A 22,182-nucleotide genomic window follows, 5' to 3' on the forward strand; every position below is an offset into this window, starting at 1 on the left:
TCACACTCCCCACATGTCGGAGGCCTCGAGCGCGCGTGCGCCGGCCTCGGGATCGACGACGTCACCGTCGACGATGGGTGCGACGAGCCGCGACAGCGCATAGCCGTCGTGGGCCCGCACGACGGGCGCCGCGAGGTCCTCGGTCGGTGCCGGCGCGAGGTCGTCGTTGGCGACCGGGATGCCGTGCGAGAGGACCTGCTCGCCGACGCTCAGCTGACGGATCGCGATGGCGCGCACCGCCTCCGGGCGCCGGGTGGCGAACTCGGTGTAGATCTTCGGGTCGTTCTGCCCGTCGTCTCCGACGAGCAGCCACTGGACGTGAGGCAGCTCCCGGGCGAGGCGCGCGAGCGCGGACCGCTTGTGGTCCTGGCCCGAGCGGAACCAGCCGGTGTGCGTCGGGCCCCAGTCGGTGAGGAGCATCGGGCCCGGCGGGTAGCCGTTGCGCCGCAGGAAGCGGGTGAGCGAGGGGGCGGTGTTCCACGCGCCGGTCGACAGGTAGATGACCGGCATGCCCGGGTGCGAGTCCATGAGCTCGCGATAGAACGTCGCCATGCCCGGCACCGGGCTGCGCGTGCCCTCGGCCTTGACGAAGGTGTTCCACGCGGCGATGAGCGGGCGCGGCAGCGAGGTCGACAGCACGGTGTCGTCGATGTCGCTCACGAGCCCGAAGGTCTGGCGGGTGCCGATGATGAGCACCGACGCCGTGCGCGGCCGCGCGAGCGGCGACTCGATCTCGACCTGGTGCCATCCGGGCCCGAGCCCATGACCGTGGACGACGATGTCGACGAGGCCCGAGCGGTCGGTGCGACCGTCGATGACGCGGTCGCCGATCCGGATCGTCACAGGCACGTCGATGGCCGGCGACGTGACGAACGCCCGCCAGCCGCGCGTCTCCTCGTCGGCCGACCGCAGCGACTGGACGCTGCCCGCCGCGTCACCCGAGACCGGGCGCATGGGGTCGCGCGACATGAGCACGCGCGCGAGGACCCGGACGAAGCCGAAGCTGCCGTAGCCGGTGTGCGGCACGATCTTGGTCCCCCAGCCGCGCCCGCGCAGAGTGTCGCTCTTGCGACGGTTCCACGCGTCCTCCATCAGCGCGGCGAGGTGGGGACGAGCCATGAGCCGACTCTAGTGCGCCCGTCCGCGCCGTCGGCCGCCCGCTCAGGCCGTGCTCTCCCCCTCGCCGCGGTTGCGCACACCCGCGACGACCTGCTCGGAGAGCGCCTTGACCCGGACGTTGCGCGTCTGCGACGTCGCCCGCAGCCAGTCGAAGGCCTCGTGCTCATCGATCCCACGCAGCGCCATGAGGACACCCTTGGCCTGCTCGATGACCGCGCGGCTCGCCATGGCCTGCTCGAGCTGACCCGCGAGCCGTTGAGCGCCGTCGAGCTCGGTGACCGCGACGATCGCGTCGGCGGCCCGGGCCGCACCGACCCTCGCGACCGAGGCATCGAAGTCGTCGAAGGCGTGCGGCGTCTCGCTGTAGAGGTTGAGCGCGCCGACGCACTCGGCACCGCTGACGAGCGGCAGCGCCATGAGCGACTGGATCCCGTCGCGCCGCACCGCCTCGGCGAAAAGCGGCCAGCGTTGCGTCGCGTCGCCCCGGTCCCCACCGTCGCCGATCGTCGCGACCACCTCGGTCCGCTCCCGCGCCGCCTCGAGGCAGGGGCCCTGGTCGAGCTGGTACTGCACGGCGTCGACCTCGAGCGTCGTCACGGTCGTGTAGGCCGCGGTGCTCGGACGCCCGTCGACGAGCAGGGTCACGCCGACCTCGTCGCAGCCGGTGACGTGCCGGCGGACGGCATGGACGACCCGCGTGACGTAGTCGTGCAGCTCGTCCACCGAGGACAGCACACCGGAGACCTCGGCCAGCAGGTCCTCGTGCGGGTGCGCGCCCGTTCGCGTCAGGGTCATGACTTCTCCATCCGTGCGTTCCGGGTCAGTATGACCGACGTGCCGCCACGTCAACAGCGTCCGGGGCATCTCCGCAGGCCACTCCCACCGGAGCCCGCACCTGCGAGGATGCGGACGTGAGCGACGACCTCGTCATCGACGCCTTCGGCCTCCGCTGGTCGCTGCGCCTGGACGGTGTCGACCCGGACGTCGCCGCCCGGCTCACCGAGCTGTGGCAGGGTGCCCGAAGCCGAGTCGCCGAAGGCGTAGGCGACTCCCACGGCGACTCCCACGGCCGCTCACCCGGCGGCTCCCACGATCTCGAGACGTTCCACGTCGGCGACGTCCCACCCGGGGCAGTGGGATACCGCCTCTTCGGGAACGAGCCTCCCCGAACCATCCCGTATGCCGTCTCGCGCGCCCTCACGCTCGCCTCCATCGGCCGCCGTCGTGGTTCCGCCCTCATGCTCCACGCAGCCGGCCTCAGCCTCGGCCCGCGCGCGGTGGCCCTCGTCGGCCCGTCGGGGACGGGCAAGTCGACCGCCGCGCGCGAGCTCGGCCGCCACTTCGGCTACCTCTCGGACGAGACGGTCGTCCTTGAGGAGGACCGCCGGGTGGCGCCCTACCGCAAGCCCGTCTCGGTCGTCGTCGACCACGGGTCGCAGTGGGACAAGGCCGAGTTCAGCCCGGCCGAGCTCGGTCTGCGAGAGCCCGACACGGCATACCTCGAGGCTCTCGTCGTCCTCGAACGCGACCCGGGACGGCAGGTGCCCCAGCTCACGACCCTCCCGCTCGTCGACGCGCTCGTCGCCGTCATCCCGGAGAGCTCGTCGCTCCCGATGGTCGACCGCCCGCTGCAGCGCCTCGCCGAGGCAGCGGGCCGCTCCGGCGGGCCGTATGTGTTGCGCTACAGCGAGATCGGCGACTGCGTGGACCTCATCGCCGATCTTCTCGACCCCGCAGGGACGTGGTCCCGCTCGGGACCAAGGGCTCCTTGGACGACGACACTCCCACCAGCCGACACGGCACGGACGGCAGGCGTCGCGGGCGACGGGGTCGACGACCTCGGCGGCGAACGGCTCGTGCGCTGCCCCTGGCGTGACGTCGTGCACGGCGAGGACGGCACCCTGCTGCTCATCGGCGAGCGCCCCGTCCGGCTCGGCCCCGTCGGCGAGGTGCTGTGGCGCCGGGCCGAGCAGCCGATCACCCGCTCCGACGCCGTCGAGGCCGTCGTCGCCGAGCTGGGACCGCACCCGGACGCCGCGGCGATCGTCGCCGAGGGCGTGACGGCGCTGCTCGACTCAGGCGTCCTGCGACCCGTCCGCTGAGGCAGCCCCGGAACGCGCGGGCAGGAGGCACAGCTCGTTGCCCGACGGGTCGGTCATCACCTGCCACGGCAGGTCGCCCCAGTCGTGCTCGAAGCGAGCTCCGCCGAGGTCGATCACGCGCTGGGCCGTCGCGTCGGCGTCGTCGCCGGACTCGAGCCGGATGTCGAGGTGCACGCGGTTCTTGCGTCCCGCCTCCTTGGGGCGCGGCTCGGGGCAGAGCTCGAGAAGCGGTCCGCGGCCGCTGGCGTGGCGCAGCGCCCCGGGCATCGCGCTGTCCACTGGGACCCAGCCCGAGAGCTCGGCCCAGAAGGCAAGGTCGCGCTCGACGTCGGCGCTGTCGAGGGGCAACGACGAGAGCGGTCCCGACACGGCATACTCCGGTCGCGCCTCCATGACGCAGAACGGGTTGCCCTCGGGGTCGGCGAGGACGACCCACGGCACGTCCCGCTGGCCGATGTCGAGGTGGCTGGCGCCGAGCGAGAGGGCGCGCTCGACGACCGCAGCCTGCTCCTCGGTCTCGCCGCCGTAGACCTCGAGGTGCAGCCGCGGGCTCGGGCGCGGCGGCTCGTCGACGAGCTCGAAGCAGAGGTCCAGGCTCGGCCCGTCGGGGACGACGAGCCGCGTCTCATAGCTCGCGTCCTCGTCGGTCAGCGTCGCGCACCCGAGCAGCTCCTCCCAGAAGCGGCCGAGGCGGCGTGGGTCCCGGGCGTCGACGACGACGTTCTCGAGGTACATGCCCCCTGCCTACCACCGGCGGTCAGCGAGCGGTGTCGTATGCCGTCCGCAGCCCTTCCCGGACCGTGTCCTGACGGGGCGCCACCTCGCCAGCCTCCCACCCGTCGACGACCCGTCACCGGACGTTCACCACGACGACGACGGGAGGGCCCCCGGCGTCCCTAGCGTCGGCACGGCTGCCCCTCGCGGCCCTCCCGCGCCCCTGACGAAGGATCCGACGTGACGACTCCCGCCCGACTGCTCCCGCTCTTCACCCGCTCGCACGAGGGCGGCCGCAGCTCGATGACCTGCCAGTACCGCTGCGGCAACGCCTGCGACCAGGACGTGCCGAACACGTCGGACAACACCTACTTCGGCGACCTCGTCGCCGCCGGCGTCTCGCGTCGGGCAGCCCTGCGCGCCGGAAGCGCGGGCGCCGCGCTCGTCGGCCTCACCGCGTGGACCATGCCGTCCGCCGCCGCCGCGCCCGCGTCGCGTGCCACCGGGGCTGGGACCGGTGCGGCAGGCGCCGGCAAGGGCGGCGCACTCGGCTTCACCGGCATCGCGCCGACGCCCGCGAACGTCGACGCCGTCAAGGTCCCCGAGGGCTTCGACTGGGCACCGGTCATCTCGTGGGGCGACCCGCTCTTCGCCGGCACCCCGGCCTTCGACTTCGACAACCAGACGCCGGCCGCGCAGCGCGAGCAGGCGGGCTACAACTGCGACTACGTCCAGTTCATGCAGGGAGGTCCGGGCGACAACGGTGCCCACAGGGGCCTGCTCGCCTTCAACAACGAGTACACCAACGACGAGCTGATGTTCCGCGGCGTCGGCTCCTCGGCCGACCTCACCGACGAGCAGCTCGAGATCGTCCAGGCCGCCCACGGCATCACCGTCACCGAGGTCGCCCGACGCAACGCGAACAGCCCGTGGCGCTGGGTCCAGGGCGGCAGGCGCAACCGCCGCATCCACACCGACACCCCGTTCGCCGTCGACGGCCCGGCCGCCGGCTCGGTGCACCTGCGCACCTCCGACGACCCGAGCGGCGAGCGGGTCCTCGGCACCCTCAACAACTGCGCCGGCGGCGAGACGCCGTGGGGCACCTACCTCTCGGGCGAGGAGAACTTCAACCAGTACTTCAACTCCACGGGCGCCCCGGACCCGCAGGGCCGGCTCAAGCGCTACGGCATCACCTCGGGGGGTCGCGGCTGGGAGCGCGTCCAGGACCGCTTCTCCGTCGTCGCCGAGCCCAACGAGGTCAACCGCTTCGGCTGGATCGTCGAGGTCGACCCGCAGGACCCGTCGTCGACGCCGGTGAAGCACACCGCGCTCGGCCGCTTCAAGCACGAGGGCGCGACGGTGACGCTCACCGCGGACGGGCGGGTCGCGGCATACATGGGTGACGACGAGCGGTTCGACTACATCTACAAGTTCCTCTCCAGGGACACCTACCGCGAGGGCGACAAGCGCCACAACATGCGCCTGCTCTCCGAGGGCGACCTCTATGTCGCGCGCCTCGCCGGTGACGGCGCCGCCGACGGTGAGTACGACGGCACCGGCGAGTGGCTGCCGCTCGTCGTCGACGGCGTCTCGAAGGTCCCCGGCTTCACGGTCGAGGAGGTCCTCGTCTGGACGCGCCTCGCAGCCGACAAGGTCGGCCCGACGAAGATGGACCGCCCCGAGGACGTCCAGCCCAACCCGGTCAACGGCCGCATCTACGCCGCGATGACGAACAACACCGCCCGCACGCCGGCGCAGATCGACGAGGCGAACCCTCGCGCGAGCAACAAGCACGGCCACGTCACCGAGTTCACCGAGGCCGGTGGCGACCACGGCGCGCTGACCTTCACGTGGAAGATCGTCCTCGTCGCCGGCAACCCCGACGACCCGCAGACCTTCTTCAACGGCTACGACAAGAGCGAGGTCAGCCCGATCAGCTGCCCCGACAACGTCGCCTTCGACAGGGAAGGCAACCTGTGGATCTCCACCGACGGCATGCCGGGCACGCTCAACTACTGCGACGCCCTCTACGTCATGCCGCTGGAGGGTGCCGAGAAGGGCCGACTGCAGCAGTTCCTCTCGGTGCCGGTCGGCGCCGAGACCTGCGGCCCGGTCATCCTCGGTCCCGACTCGGTCATGGTCGCCGTGCAGCACCCGGGCGAGGTCGGCAACGCGAGCCCCGACAACGTCGTCTCGCACTTCCCCTACCGCGGTGACGGGCAGCCGCGCCCGTCGGTCATCCACGCCTACCGCCGTCACGGTCGCTGACCCACCCGCACCACCCGCGAGAGCCCCCTCGACCCCGTGCGTCGAGGGGGTTCTCGCTGTCGGCGGTCGGGTCTACGTTGAGGTCATGGCATCGACACTCAACCCCTACATCCAGTTCGCCGACAACGCTCGCCAGGCCATGGAGTTCTACAAGGACGTCTTCGGCGGCGAGCTCAACGTCTCGACCTTCGGTGACTTCGGCGGCGGCGACCCGGAGCACGCGCCTCCGGCTGACGGCGTCATGCACGCCCAGCTCGAGACCCCCTCCGGCTTCACCCTCATGGCCTCCGACACCCCGCCCGGCATGCCGCGCATGGAGGGCTCCTCGATCGCGATCAGCCTCTCCGGTGACGACTCCGACGAGCTGCGCGGCTGGTGGGACCGGCTCTCCGACGGTGGCCAGGTCCAGGTGCCGCTCGAGAAGCAGATGTGGGGCGACGAGTTCGGCATGTGCGCCGACCGCTTCGGCATCGGCTGGATGGTCAACATCGCCGGCGAGCAGTCCGCCTCCGAGTGAGCGCCCCTCCGACAGACGAAGGTATGCCGTTCGCCCGCCTCGTCGAGACCGCCTCGGCGCTCGCGGCGACGCAGTCGCGCACGGCCAAGACCGAGCTGCTCGGTGCGCTCCTGCGCGACCTCGCGCCCGACGAGGCCGAGGCGGCCGTGGGACTCCTCCTCGGTCGGCTGCGCCAGGGGTCCATCGGGCTCGGCTACCGCACCGTCGCTTCCGCACGGAAGGCCGCGACTCCCGCGACCGAGTCGTCGCTCACCGTCGGTGACGTCGACGCCGTCCTCGACGAGATCGCCGGGATGAGCGGGTCGGGGTCGACCGGTGCGCGCAACGACGCCCTCACCGGGCTGTTCGGTCGCGCCACGACCGACGAGCAGGACCATCTCGCCCGGGCGATGACCGGCGAGATGCGCACCGGGGCGCTCGAGGGCGTCCTCACCGACGGGCTCGCCAAGGCGGTCGGCCTGCCGCTCGCCGACGTCCGACGGGCGGTCATGCTCAGCGGCTCGCTCGCCGGGACGGTGCGGCTCGCGCTCGCCGACCCCCAGGCCGTCGCCGACGTCGGGCTCGCCGTCCTCACCCCGGTCCAGCCCATGCTCGCCTCGACCGCGGCCGACGTCGGTGCCGCTCTCGAGGTCACCGGCGAGGCGTCGGTCGAGCACAAGCTCGACGGCGCCCGGATCCAGGTGCACCGCAGGGGCGACGAGGTCCGGGTCCACACCCGCTCGCTCGCCGACATCACCTCGCGCGTTCCCGAGATCGTCGACGTCGCGCTGTCGCTGCCGGTGGAGTCGGTCATCCTCGACGGCGAGACGCTCATGCTCGACGACGACGGCTCGCCCCGACCCTTCCAGGACACGATGAGCCGCTTCGGCACCGACGAGCAGCGGGCCGAGGCCAGGCGCGCGACAGCTCTGTCCCCGCTGGACGCCGGCGTCCACGCCGACGTCAACGCCGAGGAGGTCGCGGCCGAGGACGTCGGCGACGCGACCGCCGCCCGGCTGCTCGCCCCCCGCTTCTTCGACGTCCTCCACCTCGACGGCGAGGACCTCATCGACCGGCCGTTGCGCGAGCGGCTCGAGGTCCTCGAACGGATCGCACCGGCATACCGGATCGAGGGTGAGGTGACGACCGACCCTGCGGTTGCCGACCGCGTCTCACGCGACGCGCTCGCTGCGGGGCACGAGGGCGTCATGGTCAAGGCGGTCGACTCGACCTACGCCGCGGGTCGCCGCGGCAAGCACTGGGTCAAGGTCAAGCCGGTGCACACCTACGACCTCGTCGTCCTCGGCGTCGAGCGCGGGTCCGGCCGCCGCAAGGGGTGGCTCTCGAACCTCCACCTCGGCGCGCGCGACCCGCGGGGCGAGTTCGGACCGGCGGGCGGGTTCGTCATGGTGGGCAAGACCTTCAAGGGGCTCACCGACGAGCTGCTGCGGTGGCAGACCGAGACCTTCCCCGAGTTCGGTGTCGAGGACGACGGGTGGGCGCTGATGATGCGGCCGGAGGTCGTCGTCGAGATCGCCATCGACGGGGTGCAGCGGAGCTCGCGCTACCCCGGCGGTGTGGCGCTGCGGTTCGCCCGGGTCAAGCGCTACCGGGTCGGCGCCGACGCCAAGCCGGCCGCCGAGGCGGACACGATCTCGTCGCTCCGCGCGTTGTTGCCGTGAGGAGGGCGGCCACCGTGCCGCCCCCTCACCGCAGACCCATCTCCGACCTCATCGACTCCGAAGAGACCTCGTGGCCACCCCGACACCCCACCTGACCCGCTTCGACGCCCCGGGCCCGCCCAGTGCTGTCATCCTCATGCTCCACGGCGGCAAGCCCCGCTCGCGCGACCTCGTCGACAACCGCAGCGCCTCCTGGCAGCGCTCCGCCTGGATGGCGCGCTCGATCGCGGGTCGCGCGCACGCGGCCGACGTGGGCATCTGGCTTCTGCGCTACGGCCAGCGCGGGTGGAACGGTGGCCGCGAGCGCAGCGACGACACCCGCTGGGCCCTCGACGCGATCCGCGAGGCGCATGGAGACGTGCCGGTCGTCCTGCTCGGCCATTCGATGGGCGCACGGGTGGCGGTGCGCGTCGCCGACGACCCGTCGGTCGTGGGTGTCGTCGGCCTGGCGCCGTGGTGGTCGTTCGAGGACCCGGTCGACCGACTCGCCGGGCGGTCGCTCGTCGCGGCCCACGGTCGCCGCGACCGGATCACGTCGTTCCTCCACACGCGACGGTTCGTCGAGCGGGCCCGGCTCGTCGCCACCTCCGCGGAGCTCGTGGACATGGGGATGCTCGGGCACTACATGCTCGGCCGGGCGGACCGCTGGAACGACGTCGCCATCGACTCCTCGCTCCGCCTCCTCGCCCCCGCCCTCCGTCCCGACTGATTGCCCCTGCACCACCGCCCGAGCCCGGACAAGGGGCGTGCGCGGTGGTCCTGGGGCAATACGTCCGGTTCCTCGCGGGGTCAGGTGGCGAGGACCGAGGCGGGGGTCGTCGTCGCTGCGGTGAGGACATCGGCCTCGGGCACGCCCGCCACCTCGACCGCCCAGCGCACGCAGTCGGCCAAGGTCGACGTCGACCCGGCGATCGAGCCGCGCCCGGAGCCGCCGTCGGCGAGCCGCGCGACCCCGTCGGCGACCTCCACCTCGAGCGTCCCGATCGTGTAGGCGCCGTCGCCGAGACCGGTCGCCGCCATGGCGTCGGAGACGAGCGCGATGCGCTCGGGACCGACCGTCTCGAAGACCATGCGCACGACCTCCGGCGCCACGTGCACGCCGTCGGCGATGAGCTCGACGATGCAGTCGCCGCGGGCCGCAGAGGCGAGCGCCGCGGCAACGGGACCGCCCGAGCGGTGGTGGAAGGCCGGCATACCGTTGAAGAGGTGGGTGACGAGCGGCGCGCGACCGCACGCGTCGGCGATCGAGGCCAGGCTGCGCGAGACCGCGTCGGCCGATGCGTCGGTGTGGCCGACCGCGGGGAGGATGCCGTGTCGCGCCAGGGCCGCGACGAACTCATCCGAGCCGGCTCGCTCGGGGGCGAAGGTCCACTGCACGAGCGCGTCGGGCACCCCGGCCTCCGCGCAGGTCTCGACGAGCGACTCGACGAGGGCGAGGTCCGGGTCGGTGAGGACCGACGGGTCGTGCGCGCCGCGGCGCTCGTCGGAGAGGAACGGGCCCTCGAGGTGGAGGCCCGCGAGCTCACCCGAGGCGACGAGCGGTGCGAGCGTGGCCACCTGGCCGACGAGCGTGTCAGGCGTCGCCGAGACGAGCGAACCGACGAGCCGCCCGACGCCCGCGTCGCGGTGGTGGGCGGCGGCCGCCCGCGACCCACCGGTGTCGCGCCCGAACTCGTGCCCGAGGGCCCCGTGGCAGTGCAGGTCGACGAGGGTGCTCACGGACTCAGCCTAGGGCTGCCGACAGGTCACTTCACCGAGCCGGCGGTGAGGCCGCCGACGAGGTGCTTCTCGATGATCGCGAAGAGGATGACGACGGGCACGACGGCGATGACCGACGCCGCGAAGAGCTGGTCCCAGTTCTGCTCGTAGCCGGTGACGTAGGACCGGAAGCCCACCGTGAGCGGCTTCTTCGAGTCGTCGATCATGAGGGTGAGCGCGACGACATACTCGTTCCACGCGGCGATGAAGGTGAAGATCGTCGCCGTGACGAGCCCCGGCAGGGTGAGCGGCAGCATGATCTTGCGCAGCGACTGCCAGCGCGTCGTGCCGTCGAGCAGCGCCGCCTCCTCGACCTCGGTCGGGATCGAGCTGAAGAACCCGTGGAGGATCCACACCGCGAAGGCGAGGTTGAACGCCGCGTTGGTGAGGATGAGCGCGCCGTAGGTGTTGATCATGTTGAGCTCGAAGAACTCGCGGTAGAGCCCCACGACGAGCGCCGTCGGCGAGAACATCTGCGTCACGAGGACGAGGAGCAGGAACGGCGTGCGACCGGGGAACTTGTAGCGCGCCGTCATGTAGGCCGCCGGCACCGACACGAGGATGACGACGACCGTCGACGCCGCGGCGACGAGCACCGAGGTCATGAGCCACGAGCGGAAGCGCTCGTCCCCGAGCACGTCGCCGTAGGTCGACCACTGCCACACCTTGGGCAGGAACGACGGCGGGGTCGCCTTGTTGTCCGACGACGACCGGAGCGAGCCGAGCACCATGACGGCGTAGGGCGCGAGGAACGCGACCGCGATGAGCAAGCCGGCGCCCGAGAGCAGCCAGCGACGGCGCGGGGACTGGGTCACGGCGCTCACTTGGTCTCCTCCCGCCAGTTGACGATCTTGAGGTAGACCGCGACGACGACGAGGATGAGCAGCACGTTGATGACGCCTGCGGCGGCCGACATGCCCACGTCCTTCTCCTGGCTCTTGAAGGCGAGCTTGTACATGAACGTGATCGTCGTGTCGTGGAGGTAGCCCGGGTTGCGGTCGTTGAGCGTGTAGACGATCGGGAAGCTGTTGAAGACGTAGATGACGTTGAGCACCGTCGCGACGAGCAGCGCCGGGCGCAGCAGCGGCAGGGTGACCCGGCGCCAGCGCTGCCACGGCGACGCGCCGTCGACGACGGCGGCCTCCTGCACGTCGTCGGGGATCGCGTTGAGCCCGGCGATGAAGACGAAGATCGTGAACGGCAGCGACACGAAGACGCCGACGAGCACCATCGAGGCCATGGTCCACGAGTCGTCGCCGAGGAAGTCGATCGAGGTGTCGATGATCCCGAGCGTCTTGAGCGCGTGGTTGATGAGGCCGTAGTTGTAGTCGTAGAGCAGCACGAAGAGCTGCGCCGTGATGACGAGCGACGCCGCCCACGGCACGATGATCGCCCAGCGCACGAACCGCCGGCCCGGGAACGACTTCACGAGGAACTGCGCGAGCCCCAGCGAGATGACGATCGTGAGTGCGACGACGGCGACGACCCAGATGACCGTGTTGGTGAGCACGGTGCCGAGGTCGGGGTGCTCGAGCACGTTGGTGTAGTTCGTCCACCCCGCAGCGCCCTTGCGCAGGCCGGTGATGGAGTACTCGCTGCGCGAGGCCTGGAAGAGCATGACCGCCGGGAAGAGCACGACCCCGAGGATGAGGGCGAGCGCGGGGGCGAGCCACGCGAGGGCGACGAGGGGGCGGACGCGCCCCACGGCATACGAGGACTTCGTATGCCGTGGGGCGCGGGTGACGTCCGAGCTCACTTCTGGGATTCGGCCGTCTTCTGGAGGCTGTCGAGCACGGCCTTGGGGTCGCCGCCCATCGCGCTGCCGAGGTTCTGCTGGACCGCGAGCTTGACCTTGTCCCACGTCGGGTCGTCGGTCGGGGTGAGCTGCGCGTTGGGCAGGGTGTCGAGGTAGACCTTGAGCTTCTCGTTGCCCTGGAACTTCTCCACACCGGTCTTGGTCACCGGGAGGAAGCCCTCCTTCTCGATGAAGGTGTTGATCTGGTCGGGCTGGTAGTAGAGCTCGTAGAACGCCTTGACGGCCTTCTCGTTGCCCGGCTTCTTGAAGGCCATGAGGTAGTCCGTGACGCCGAACGTCTTCGACTCGGAGCCGTCGTTGCTCGGGAACGGCGCGACGACGTAGTTGACCTTCTTGTCCTTGTCGAGGTCACCCGCGAGCGGGCTGAAGCCGACGACCATGCCGGCCTTGCCGGACTTGAAGAGGTCGAACGCGTCGGCGCGGTTGGTGCGCGCCGGGTTGTTCTGGGTGAGCTTGGCGTCGGTGAGCTTCTTGAGGAAGGTGAGCGTCTCGACGTTCTTGTCCGAGTTGATCGCCCAGGAGTCGCCGTCCTTCCACGTACCGCCGTTGTTGAACAGCCACATCGAGAACTCGCCCTGGCTCTCCTCGGGGCCGAGCGGCAGGGCGTAGCCGGCGTTGCCGCCGGGGAGCGCCGCGATCTTCTTGGCGCTGTCCTCGAGCTCGGCCCAGGTCTTCGGCGGGCCCGCGATGCCGGCCTGCTTGAAGAGGTCGGCGTTGTAGAAGAGGGCGCGGGCGCTGGAGAGGTCGGGGAAGCCGTAGAACTTGCCGTCGTAGGTCCCGTACTTGACGAACGTCTCGAGGATGTCGGACTTGACGTTCGACGGGAGCACGGTGTCGGCGTCGTGGAGGAGGCCGTCCTTGGCGTAGCTCGCGTAGGCGTTGAGGTTGAGGATGTCCGGAGCCTGGTTGTTCTGGATCATCGTCGAGGACTGCTGGTCGATGTTGTCCCAGCTGACGACCTGCACCTCGAGGGTGTAGCCCGTCTTCTCGTTGTAGGTCTTGGCGAAGGCGTCCCAGAACGCCTTGGTGTTGTCCTTGGAGTACTCGGCCGCGACGAGCTTGATCGTCTTGGCCTCCTCGCCCCCACCGCTGCTGTCGCCGCCACTGGCGTCGCCCGCTCCCGATCCACCGCCACAGGCCCCCGCGAACAGCACCGCGAACGCAGCACCCGCGACCAGGGCGGACTTCCTTGTCGACCTCATGACACTCCCATCGGCTTCCGGCTGTTGCCCCGGTGCGCGTCGGTGCGCCCGGACCGGCTGGGTGCCAACGTAGGCCGAGATCCGGCATCGCGCAATGACAAACCTGAGCGAGTTTCGCGTCTTTCGATCACATTCGCGCAACAGGGGCCGTCGCGGTGCGGCATGGAACGGCCCCTTCCGTATGCCGTCCGCCCCCCGAGCGAACGTCACGGGCCTCAGGCGGCGAGCGCCTTCTCGATGTCGTCGCGCAGGGCGTCAGGGGTCGTCGTCGGGGCGTAGCGGTCGATGACCTTGCCGTCCCGGCCGACGAGGAACTTCGTGAAGTTCCACTTGATCTTCGAGCCCAGCATGCCGCCCTTCTCGCTGCGCAGCCACTCGAACAGTGGGTGGGCGTCGTCGCCGTTGACGTCGACCTTGTCGAACATCGGGAAGCTGACGCCGTAGTTGCGCTGGCAGAAGGAGCCGATCTCCTCGGCGTCGCCGGGCTCCTGGCCGCCGAACTGGTTGCACGGGAAGCCGAGGACGACGAGACCACGGTCGCGGAACTCCTGCCACAGCTCCTCGAGGCCGGCGAACTGGGGCGTGAAGCCGCACTCGGAGGCGGTGTTGACGACGAGGACGACCTGGCCGTCGTAGGCGCTGAGGTCCTGCGGCTCGCCGGCGAGCGTCGTGGCGGAGAAGTCGGAGAGCATGGTGTCGGACATGTGCCCGACCCTAACCGCGCCCGGGCGCAGAACCAGCAGGGGCGCCTCAGACGCAGTGGACGGTCGGTCCTGCGGCTCGGAGCCCGGCGACCTGCTCGTCATCCTCGGCCGCCGTCGTGACGACATGGGTGATGGCCGAGGTCTCGCAGATCTGCGTGAAGGCGCGCTCCCCGAGCTTGCCCGCGGCCGCGACGACGATGACGTCGCGGGCGCGCTCGACCATGAGCCGCGACACCGCCGCCTCGTCCTCGTGGTGGCAGGTCGCGCCCTCGCGCACCGCGAGGCCGTTGACGCCGAGGACGGCGACATCGATCCACAGCTGGCCCAGGCCCGAGGCGGCGAGGGGGCCGGTGACCTCATAGGACTCCGGCCGCGGGATGCCACCGAGGCTCACGCAGCGCACGTGCGGCCGGAGCACCGCCTCGACCGCGATGTTGAGCGCGCTCGTGACGAGGGTGAGCCCGGGCGAGATGAGGTCGTCGCGGGCCGTGAGCCGGCGGGCCACGGTCGTCGTCGTCGTGCCGCCGTTCATCGCCACGACAGCGCCGGGCTGGATGAGCGCGGCCGCGGCGCGAGCGATCCGGTCGAGGCCGGAGTCGTGCTGGCTCGTCCGGTAGCGGTAGGGCAGCTCGTAGGCCACCGAGGTCGCGACGACGCCACCGTGGTTGCGGGTGACGAGCTGGCGGCGGGTGAGCTCGGCGAAGTCGCGGCGGATCGTCGCCTCCGACACCTCGAGCGCCTCGGCCGCCGCGCTCACGCTGAGTCGACCCTGCGTCGCCAGGAGGTCGAGGATGGCCGACAGCCGGGAGGCGCGGTGGCGCGGACCGTCCTGGGCCGCCTCGCTGGTGGGGAGCATGCCCGGACTCTACGCGCAGTTCACGCAGAAGCGCAGGCTTGTGCTGCATGACTGTGCACACTTAGGCTTGGCATCGAGCAGTTTCGCGCAGCATGCGCCCACCCACCGCAGATTGAGGATGTTCCGTGACCTTTCTCGAGCAGGAGATCGCCACCCAACCCGACGACTGGACCCGTGTCGTCCAGCGCCTGCCGGAGGTCGCCGACCTCCTGCCGCGCCCCGGCGAGCGCGTCGCGACGATCGGCTGCGGCACGTCGTGGTTCATGGGCCAGGCGTATGCCGCCCTGCGCGAGTCGCTCGGCCAGGGCGTCACCGACGCCTACGCGGCGAGCGAGCACCACCTCGCCCGCGGCTACGACCGGGTCGTCGTCATCACCCGCTCGGGCACGACCTCCGAGGTCATCGAGGTCGTCGACGAGCTCCGCGCGGCGGGCACCCCGCACGTCGCCATCGTCGCCACCCCGGGCACCGAGGTCGCCGAGGCCGCTCAGTCGACGATCCTTCTGCCCGAGGTCGACGAGCAGTCGGTCGTCCAGACCCGCTTCGCGACGACGGTCCTCGCCCTCCTGCGCGCCTCGCTCGGTGAGTCGCTCGAGACCGCCGTGGCCCAGGCACGGGAGGTGCTCGCGGAGGATGCGGAGACGGCATACGAGGGTTTGCTCGACGTCGAGCAGGTGAGCTTCCTCGGTCGCGGGTGGACCGTCGGGCTCGCCAACGAGGCAGGGCTCAAGCTGCGCGAGTCGGTGCAGTTCTGGGCCGAGGCCTACCCCGCGATGGAGTACCGACACGGTCCGATCAGCATCGCCTCGCCCGGCCGGGCCACGTGGGCGATCGGCGACGTGCCGGAGGGTCTCGCCGAGCAGGTCCGCGCGACCGGCGCGCACTTCGAGCACCGTGACCTCGACCCGATGGCCGAGCTCGTCCGGCTGCACCGCTACTGCGTCGCGCGTGCCGCGGCGGCCGGCATCAACCCCGACGAGCCCCGCAACCTCACCCGCTCGATCATCCTCGACCCCGCCGGCTGATGACCCTCTCCGCGCTCGCCCCGGTCCTCGCCCAGGCGCGCCGGTCCGGTGGCGCCGTCGCCGCGTTCAACGTCATCCAGATTGAGCACGCCGAGGCGTATGCCGTTGCGGCAGAGCGCTCCTCGCTTCCCGTGGTCATGCAGATCAGTGAGAACTGCGTGCGCTGGCACGGGTCGCTGCGGCCCATCGCGGCGGCGACGCTGGCCATCGCCGAGTCCTGCTCGCAGCCGGTCGTCGTGCACCTCGACCACGCCGAGTCGGTCGAGCTCGTCGACGAGGCGGTGCGCCTCGGGCTCACGTCGGTGATGTTCGACGGGTCGCGCCTGCCCGACGACGAGAACCGCGAGACGACCCGACGGGTGGTCGCACAGTGCCGCGCGGAGGGGATCTCGGTCGAGGCCGAGCTCGGTGAGGTCGGCGGCAAGGACGGAGTCCATGCACCCGGCGCGCGCACCGACCCGGGCGACGCGGCGCGGTTCGTGGCGGACACCGGCGTCGACGCCCTCGCGGTCGCCGTCGGCAGCTCGCACGCGATGACCGAGCGGGTCGCGGTGCTCGACACCGACCTCGTCGGGCGGATCGCGGCGGAGGTTCAGGTGCCGCTCGTGCTCCACGGGTCCAGCGGCGTGCCCGACGACGGGCTCACCGCGGCGGTGCGGGCCGGCATGACGAAGGTCAACATCGCGACGCACCTCAACAGGGTGTGGACCGAGGCGATGGTGCGCCGGCTCGAGGAGTCGCCGACCGTCGACACCCGGAAGTACCTCGGGGCGGCGCGCGACGCCGTCACCGACGAGGCCGAGCGGCTGCTCCACCTCCTCGCCCGCCCCTGACCCTGCGTGCACAACTCACCAATTCCTCCCGTTCGGTACGTACCGAATGGGAGGAATTGGTGAGTTGTGCACGTGCCGAACAGGGGGAATTGGCGAGTTATGCGCGTTCGGTGATCTCGACGTCGACGATGAGCGCGTCGACGTCGAGGCGGTCGATGACGCCGGCGACGTTCTGCCGCACCGCCGCTGCGGCCCAGGCGCTGCCGGTGCGCAGGACGCTCGGCCAGTCCACGTCGTCGCGGGGCGTGCCGTCGAGCCCGCACGCGATCGCGGCGGTGAGGGCGTCCCCGGCACCGGTGGCGTTGCCCTCTGTGGCCGTGCGCGACCTGGCCTCGACGACGCGGCCGGACTTCGTGACGAGGACGAGCCCGTCGCTGCCACGTGAGACGAGGGCGGCCCAGGCGCCGGACTCGACGAGGGCGTGCGCCGCCTCGGTCGGATCGTCGAGGCCGGTCTGCAGCGCCGCCTCGGACGCGTTGGGCTTGACGAGGGCGGAGGTCCGGGAGAGCAGCTCGCCGACCCAGTGACCGCGACCGTCGATGACGAGCTCCGCCCCGGCCTTGGCGGCGGTGGTGCACAGGACGACGAGCGAGTCCTCGGGGGTGTCCGGAGGAACGCTGCCCGAGACGGCAAGGACGTCACCCGGGCGGACGCTGCCCGCGATCATGTCGGTCATCGCGTCCCAGACCGCCTGCGGCTGGGCGCTTCCCTGCTCGTTGAGAACGGTGGCCTGGCCGTCGGCGCTCACGACCGCGACCGAGCGGCGGGTGCGGACCGGAGAGTCGACGAGCCGGAGCCGCAGACCGCGCTGCGCCGCGTCCTCGACGAAGAAGTCACGGTGCTGCTCGCCCACCGGCGCGACGGCGACGTGCTCGACGCTCATGCACGCGAGCACCCCGGCGACGTTGAGCCCCTTGCCACCCGCGTGGGTGCCGGTGACCGCGACGCGGTGGCTCTCGCCGACGTGGAGCCGCGGGACGGCATACGTGATGTCGAGGGCGGGGTTGGGGGTGAGGGTGAGGATCACGCGGCGGCCTCCAGGGCGAGCAGGGCGGCCCCGAGCGCGCCGGCACGGTCGCCGAGCGCTGCGGGGACAAGGGTGAGCAGGTCGTGGCCCATCGCGGATGCGAGGCCGTCACGCAGCGGGTCGAGGAGGGTCGCGCCGGAGAGCACGAGCCCGCCGCCGACGAGGACGAGGCGCGTGCCCGCGGCAGCGCACACCGGGGCGAGGACGCGCACGAGGGCGTCGATGGCGGCATCCCAGATGTCACGCGCCACGGGGTCGCCGTCGGCGAGGGCGCGGGTCAGGGTCTCGGCGTCGCCCTCCCGTCCGGCGGCCCGCCAGTCGCGGCCGATGGCCGAGGCGCTGGCGACCGCCTCGAGGCAGCCGCGGCGGCCGCAGCCGCACTCGGCGCCGCCGGGCACGGCGACGACGTGGCCGATCTCGCCGGTCCACTCGGTGCCGTTGGCGACCCGGCCGCCGGTGAGCAGGGCACCGGCGATGCCGGTCCCGAGAGGGACGAAGAGCACGTCCGGCACGCCCTGTGCGGCGCCGAGTCGGTGCTCGGCGAGCAGGCCCGCACGCACGTCGTGGCCGAGGGCCACGGGGATCTCGAGGCGGTCGGCGAGCAGGTCGCGCAGCGGCAGGTCGCGCCAGCCGAGGTTGGCCGACCACACGGCCTGGCCGGAGGCCTCGTCGACGAGCCCGGGCACGACGGCGGCGGCACTCGCAAGCGTCACCTCGCCGAGGTCACCGGCCTCTCCGGCGCGGGCTGCGTGCAGCAAGCCGTTGACGGTGTCGGCGATGACGTCGACGACGCCCGCACCGGGTCGGGAAGGCGTGGATGCGGTGTGGGACAACAGGACTGAGCCGTCGACGTCGCAGAGCACCGACTTGACGCGGGTGCCGCCGACATCGACTCCCGCCATCAGCCTCGTCGCCACGGGCGCCAGTCTAGGGGGGTGCCCGCGGGGCGGTCGCGGGCGTCTCAGCGGGTCGGCCGACAGGGTCGCGACCGGGTCCCGTCTTCCTCGATGCAAGGAATACCGGCCAGTGCCACTAGGGTTGACCACAGCGGTCCGCACCGTTCTGCCTCGGACCTGCTTCTTTTTCTTCCTGTCGATGCCGATGCGCCGCGACCGGGACAACGACCACGACGACACCGATGTCGGCCGCTGGGTCGCGACCGGAACGCGCCGGGCAGAACCGACTGCATCAGAACTCTCTGGAGTACTCCTTTCGTGTCCACTGACACCCTCGCCCCTGCCCGCCCGAGCACCGGATTCGCCGCTCTCGGCGTCCCCGAGTCCCTCGTCCGGGTCCTCGCCGAGCGCGGCATCACGTCGCCGACGCCGATCCAGTCCGCGACCCTCCCCGACAGCCTCGCCGGGCGCGACGTCCTCGGCCGTGGCCGCACCGGCTCCGGCAAGACCTACGCCTTCCTGCTGCCCGTGCTCGCCCGCCTGGCGGGCGAGGGCAGGCGCCGCCAGCCCAAGCGCCCCCGTGCCCTCATCCTCGCGCCGACCCGCGAGCTCGCCACCCAGATCGACGAGGCCCTCGCCCCGCTCGCCAAGCCGCTCGGGCTCACGTCCAAGACGGTCTTCGGCGGCGTCGGCCAGAACCCGCAGGTCCAGGCGATCGCCAAGGGCGTCGACGTCGTCGTCGCCTGCCCCGGCCGCCTCGAGGACCTCATCGGCCAGGGCCACGTCAACCTCGACTCCGTCGAGATCACCGTGCTCGACGAGGCCGACCACATGGCCGACCTCGGCTTCCTGCCCGGCGTGAAGCGCATCCTCGACCGCACGCCGAGTGACGGCCAGCGCATGCTCTTCTCGGCGACGCTCGACGGCGCGATCAACACGCTCGTCAAGCGCTACCTCACCTCGCCGATGACGCACGAGGCCGACTCGGCACAGTCGCCCGTGTCGACGATGAGCCACCACGTCCTCCACGTCACGGCCGACGGCCACCTGCCCGTGCTCGTCGACCTCACGGCCGCCCCCGGCCGCAAGGTCGTCTTCACCCGCACCAAGCACCGCGCCAAGAAGCTGGCCCGCCAGCTCAACGCCGAGGGCATCCCCGCGGTCGAGCTCCACGGCAACCTCAGCCAGAACGCTCGCACCCGCACGATGGACGCGTTCCACGCCGGCACCGCGCACACCCTCGTCGCCACCGACATCGCGGCCCGTGGCATCCACGTCGACGACGTCAGTCTCGTCATCCACGCCGACCCGCCGGTCGAGCACAAGGCCTACCTGCACCGCTCGGGCCGCACCGCCCGCGCCGGCAACTCGGGCACCGTCGTCACGCTCATGATGGACGACCAGATCCGCGACGTCCGCGACCTCACCCGCAAGGCCGGCATCAAGCCGACCACGACCAAGGTCAACAAGGCGCACCCGCTCCTCAGCGAGCTCGCCCCCGGTGAGCGCACCTTCCCCGGCGCGTTCGTCGTGCCGGGCGCGGCCCCGCAGGGTGGCGGCCGTGGTGGCTCCCGTCCGGCCGGCGGTGGCTCCGGTGGCCAGCGCTCGGGCGGTCAGCGCTCGGGCGGTCCGCGCAGCGAGGGCCAGCGCACCGGCGGACAGGGCTCCGGTCAGCGTTCCGGCGGCCAGGGCTCCGGCTCTGGTCAGCAGACCCGTGGACAGCAGCGCGGCGCGCAGACCGGCGGCCAGGCCTCCGGTGGCCAGCGCAGCGGTGGCCCTCGTCGCTCCGGCGGCCAAGGCAACGGCGCGCGGCGCAGCTCGGGCGGCGGCATCGCGGCGTTCTCGTCGCAGTCGCGCGGCTACCGCGGCTGACACCAGCCAGGCTCGTCCCGTGCCCCGTCGCTCCGTGCGGCGGGGCACGGTCGTCTCCGGGAGCGGAAGGCGCCCCGGGCACCCAAGGGGGCGGACGGCATACCGGGTCGGGAGAACTCGACCACAACGCCTTTGGGCGGCGGCACCCACGAGGTAGCGTCGGCAGCCGCGAGCCCACCCCTTCCAGGAGCCGTCAATGGAGTCGAGCACCATCGCCGTCAGCGCCACCGACGGCACCCCGCTGCACACCTACCGCTGGCTCCCCGACGGACCACCGCGGGCGATCGTGCAGATCTCGCACGGAATGGCCGAGCACGCGGGGCGCTACGCACGGTTCGCGCGGGCGCTGACCGACGCGGGCTACGCGGTCTACGCCAACGACCACCGGGGGCACGGTCTCTCCGGCGCCGCGAGCGACCGCGGCCACTTCGCCGACCACGACGGCTGGGACACCGTCGTGCGCGACCTGGGCACCGTCACCGAGTTCGCGCAGAGCGAGCACCCGGGCGTCCCGGTGGTGCTCTTCGGGCACAGCATGGGTGCCATGCTCAGCCGGAGCTATGCCGCCGTGCACGGCTCGCGGCTCGCCGGTCTCATCCTGTCGGCCAACAGCGGCGCCAACCCCCTGGCGCCCGTCGGCGTCGCGGTGTCGGCCCTCCAGTCCCGGCTGCGGGGTCGTCGTCACCCGTCGGGTCTCATGGACTCGCTGTCGTTCGGCTCGTTCAACGCCGCCTTCAAGCCCAACCGGACCTCCGCGGACTGGCTCAGCCGCGACGAGGCGGAGGTCGACGCCTACGTCGCCGACCCCCTCTGCGGCTTCGTCATGTCGACGACGTTCTACGGCGACCTGGCCGGGGGGCTGCGGAGCGTCCTGCGCAAGGGCACGTATGCCGCCGTCCCCACCGACCTGCCGATCCTCCTCATGTCCGGTGAGAAGGACCCGGTGGGCAACGGTGGCAAGGGGCCGCGCGAGGTCGAGGCCGGCTACCGCGAGGCGGGGGTCACCGACCTCACGTCGCGGATCTACCCCGACGCACGCCACGAGCTCCTCAACGAGACGAACCGCGACGAGGTCACGGCAGACGTCCTCGCATGGCTCGACGAGCGCCTGCCCACCCGCGACTGATGCTCGCCGCGCTGCGTTGCGCTGACGCCCACGCTCGGGCTCGCGGGCGGGCCACCTGCCGGGTGTATCTGGGGCGGGAGGCCGGTCTCCTCCTCGGTGACGGCTCGACGTGAGCCGTCCGAACCCGGAAGGACACCCCATGGCCACAGCAACCGACCTCGTCAGGGCGATCGCCAGCGCGAGGATCACCTCACCGCACAACGACCGGCTCGAGTTCCTCGCACTTCTGGACGACCGGGTCTGGGAGCTCGTCGGCGGCGGGCCGCAGGGCCTGCGCAGCCGCCTCGACCGCGTCGCGCTCAACCCCCAGCCACTGCCGCCGGTGGACTCCGGACGGCTGCTCCTCCAGCTCATGGCGCGCGGCATCATCGTCGTCGGCGGCCGCGACCCTGGTGCGCGCGAGGCGTTCCTCGCCGAGATCGACGACTGGTGCGGCACGGGTTGGCCGAAGAACTGGCCGCGGCCTCCTCAGCCCGGTCCCGGTCCGGACCCGCGTCAGGCGATCGTCCCGTCGGCGCTGCTCGGTGGGGCCTTCGCCGCTGCCGAGATCGCCGCGAGCTATCCCGAGGGCGAGCTGCAGGACCTCTTCGCCAAGGCCGCCGACCAGCTCACCGAGGCCGCGCTCGCCTGACGTCGCGCTGGGTCGGCTGAGCCGTGGTTCGGCTCGACGCCGGCCCGGCTCGCGT

Annotated in this window: 21 protein-coding genes; 10 read left to right on the plus strand and 11 right to left on the minus strand. The window is 71.8% G+C overall.

What is annotated here, in order from left to right:
* Together ACOJV7_RS06790 and ACOJV7_RS06795 are read right to left on the minus strand one after the other, a co-directional pair.
* Positions 1-1,119 carry an App1 family protein gene (locus tag ACOJV7_RS06790; RefSeq protein ID WP_420189371.1) on the minus strand — a complete coding sequence of 373 codons (1,119 nt, stop codon included), beginning with the start codon at positions 1,117-1,119 and terminating at the stop codon, positions 1-3.
* A 42-nt stretch (positions 1,120-1,161) separates the two neighbouring features.
* Positions 1,162-1,914: a GAF and ANTAR domain-containing protein gene (locus tag ACOJV7_RS06795; protein WP_420189372.1), complete on the minus strand. Its 753-nt coding sequence runs from the start codon at positions 1,912-1,914 to the stop codon at positions 1,162-1,164.
* 116 nt (positions 1,915-2,030) lie between these two features.
* On the opposite strand from ACOJV7_RS06795, the gene ACOJV7_RS06800 reads away from it, so the two are divergent.
* The gene (locus ACOJV7_RS06800) at positions 2,031-3,221 is read left to right on the plus strand and encodes a hypothetical protein (RefSeq protein ID WP_420189373.1); all 1,191 of its coding nucleotides are present in this window, start codon (positions 2,031-2,033) and stop codon (positions 3,219-3,221) included.
* On the opposite strand, the gene ACOJV7_RS06805 is transcribed toward ACOJV7_RS06800, so the two are convergent.
* Complete coding sequence (locus tag ACOJV7_RS06805; protein WP_420189374.1) at positions 3,195-3,956, minus strand: VOC family protein; 762 nt, start codon at positions 3,954-3,956, stop codon at positions 3,195-3,197. The two genes, ACOJV7_RS06800 and ACOJV7_RS06805, sit on opposite strands and share 27 nt — an antisense overlap.
* 219 nt (positions 3,957-4,175) lie before the next feature.
* Here ACOJV7_RS06805 and ACOJV7_RS06810 point away from each other — a divergent pair, with 219 nt between their 5' ends.
* From ACOJV7_RS06810 to ACOJV7_RS06825, 4 genes are all read left to right on the plus strand, one after another.
* Positions 4,176-6,203: a PhoX family protein gene (locus tag ACOJV7_RS06810; protein ID WP_420189375.1), complete on the plus strand. Its 2,028-nt coding sequence runs from the start codon at positions 4,176-4,178 to the stop codon at positions 6,201-6,203.
* Positions 6,204-6,288: 85 nt separating this feature from the next.
* Positions 6,289-6,720, plus strand: a complete 432-nt coding sequence (locus tag ACOJV7_RS06815; protein WP_420189376.1) for a VOC family protein — start codon at positions 6,289-6,291, stop codon at positions 6,718-6,720.
* A gap of 23 nt (positions 6,721-6,743) precedes the next feature.
* The gene (locus ACOJV7_RS06820) at positions 6,744-8,381 is read left to right on the plus strand and encodes an ATP-dependent DNA ligase (protein ID WP_420189377.1); all 1,638 of its coding nucleotides are present in this window, start codon (positions 6,744-6,746) and stop codon (positions 8,379-8,381) included.
* A 70-nt stretch (positions 8,382-8,451) separates the two neighbouring features.
* A complete protein-coding gene (locus tag ACOJV7_RS06825; RefSeq protein WP_420189378.1) occupies positions 8,452-9,090 on the plus strand; it encodes an alpha/beta hydrolase in 639 nt (212 codons plus the stop codon).
* Between the two features lie 80 nt (positions 9,091-9,170).
* Here ACOJV7_RS06825 and ACOJV7_RS06830 read toward each other — a convergent pair whose 3' ends face one another.
* The 6 genes from ACOJV7_RS06830 to ACOJV7_RS06855 form a co-directional block, all read right to left on the minus strand.
* Entirely contained in the window at positions 9,171-10,100 is a 930-nt protein-coding gene (locus ACOJV7_RS06830) for an N-acetylglucosamine-6-phosphate deacetylase (RefSeq protein WP_420189379.1), read from the minus strand.
* Positions 10,101-10,126: 26 nt separating this feature from the next.
* The gene (locus ACOJV7_RS06835; protein ID WP_420189380.1) at positions 10,127-10,963 is read right to left on the minus strand and encodes a carbohydrate ABC transporter permease; all 837 of its coding nucleotides are present in this window, start codon (positions 10,961-10,963) and stop codon (positions 10,127-10,129) included.
* Positions 10,960-11,895, minus strand: a complete 936-nt coding sequence (locus ACOJV7_RS06840; protein ID WP_420189381.1) for a carbohydrate ABC transporter permease — start codon at positions 11,893-11,895, stop codon at positions 10,960-10,962. The genes ACOJV7_RS06835 and ACOJV7_RS06840 overlap by 4 nt, the downstream gene beginning before the upstream one ends.
* Complete coding sequence (locus tag ACOJV7_RS06845) at positions 11,892-13,157, minus strand: extracellular solute-binding protein (protein WP_420189382.1); 1,266 nt, start codon at positions 13,155-13,157, stop codon at positions 11,892-11,894. Before ACOJV7_RS06845 ends, ACOJV7_RS06840 begins: the two co-directional genes overlap by 4 nt.
* A 215-nt stretch (positions 13,158-13,372) precedes the next feature.
* Complete coding sequence (locus ACOJV7_RS06850) at positions 13,373-13,861, minus strand: glutathione peroxidase (protein WP_420189383.1); 489 nt, start codon at positions 13,859-13,861, stop codon at positions 13,373-13,375.
* Between the two features lie 46 nt (positions 13,862-13,907).
* Positions 13,908-14,717, minus strand: a complete 810-nt coding sequence (locus ACOJV7_RS06855; RefSeq protein WP_420189384.1) for a DeoR/GlpR family DNA-binding transcription regulator — start codon at positions 14,715-14,717, stop codon at positions 13,908-13,910.
* Positions 14,718-14,842: 125 nt separating this feature from the next.
* On the opposite strand from ACOJV7_RS06855, the gene ACOJV7_RS06860 reads away from it, so the two are divergent.
* Together ACOJV7_RS06860 and ACOJV7_RS06865 are read left to right on the plus strand one after the other, a co-directional pair.
* Positions 14,843-15,742: an SIS domain-containing protein gene (locus tag ACOJV7_RS06860; protein ID WP_420189385.1), complete on the plus strand. Its 900-nt coding sequence runs from the start codon at positions 14,843-14,845 to the stop codon at positions 15,740-15,742.
* A complete protein-coding gene (locus ACOJV7_RS06865; RefSeq protein WP_420189386.1) occupies positions 15,742-16,575 on the plus strand; it encodes a class II fructose-bisphosphate aldolase in 834 nt (277 codons plus the stop codon). The genes ACOJV7_RS06860 and ACOJV7_RS06865 overlap by 1 nt, the downstream gene beginning before the upstream one ends.
* A gap of 97 nt (positions 16,576-16,672) precedes the next feature.
* On the opposite strand, the gene ACOJV7_RS06870 is transcribed toward ACOJV7_RS06865, so the two are convergent.
* Together ACOJV7_RS06870 and ACOJV7_RS06875 are read right to left on the minus strand one after the other, a co-directional pair.
* Positions 16,673-17,602 (minus strand): 1-phosphofructokinase family hexose kinase, encoded by a 930-nt coding sequence (locus ACOJV7_RS06870; protein WP_420189387.1) that lies wholly within the window; start codon positions 17,600-17,602, stop codon positions 16,673-16,675.
* Positions 17,599-18,519 carry an ROK family protein gene (locus ACOJV7_RS06875; RefSeq protein WP_420189388.1) on the minus strand — a complete coding sequence of 307 codons (921 nt, stop codon included), beginning with the start codon at positions 18,517-18,519 and terminating at the stop codon, positions 17,599-17,601. The genes ACOJV7_RS06870 and ACOJV7_RS06875 overlap by 4 nt, the downstream gene beginning before the upstream one ends.
* 297 nt (positions 18,520-18,816) lie before the next feature.
* Between ACOJV7_RS06875 and ACOJV7_RS06880 the strand changes: the two genes are divergently transcribed.
* The 3 genes from ACOJV7_RS06880 to ACOJV7_RS06890 all read left to right on the plus strand — a co-directional run bounded on the left by ACOJV7_RS06880 (position 18,817) and on the right by ACOJV7_RS06890 (position 22,127).
* The gene (locus tag ACOJV7_RS06880) at positions 18,817-20,370 is read left to right on the plus strand and encodes a DEAD/DEAH box helicase (RefSeq protein ID WP_420189389.1); all 1,554 of its coding nucleotides are present in this window, start codon (positions 18,817-18,819) and stop codon (positions 20,368-20,370) included.
* A gap of 196 nt (positions 20,371-20,566) precedes the next feature.
* On the plus strand, positions 20,567-21,496 hold the full coding sequence (locus ACOJV7_RS06885) for an alpha/beta hydrolase (protein WP_420189390.1): 930 nt from the start codon (positions 20,567-20,569) through the stop codon (positions 21,494-21,496).
* A gap of 139 nt (positions 21,497-21,635) precedes the next feature.
* Positions 21,636-22,127 (plus strand): hypothetical protein, encoded by a 492-nt coding sequence (locus ACOJV7_RS06890; RefSeq protein ID WP_420189391.1) that lies wholly within the window; start codon positions 21,636-21,638, stop codon positions 22,125-22,127.
* The last annotated feature ends 55 nt before the right edge of the window (positions 22,128-22,182 follow it).

It is taken from the genome of Knoellia tibetensis (genome assembly GCF_048606415.1).
Lineage (GTDB): Bacteria > Actinomycetota > Actinomycetes > Actinomycetales > Dermatophilaceae > Knoellia > Knoellia tibetensis.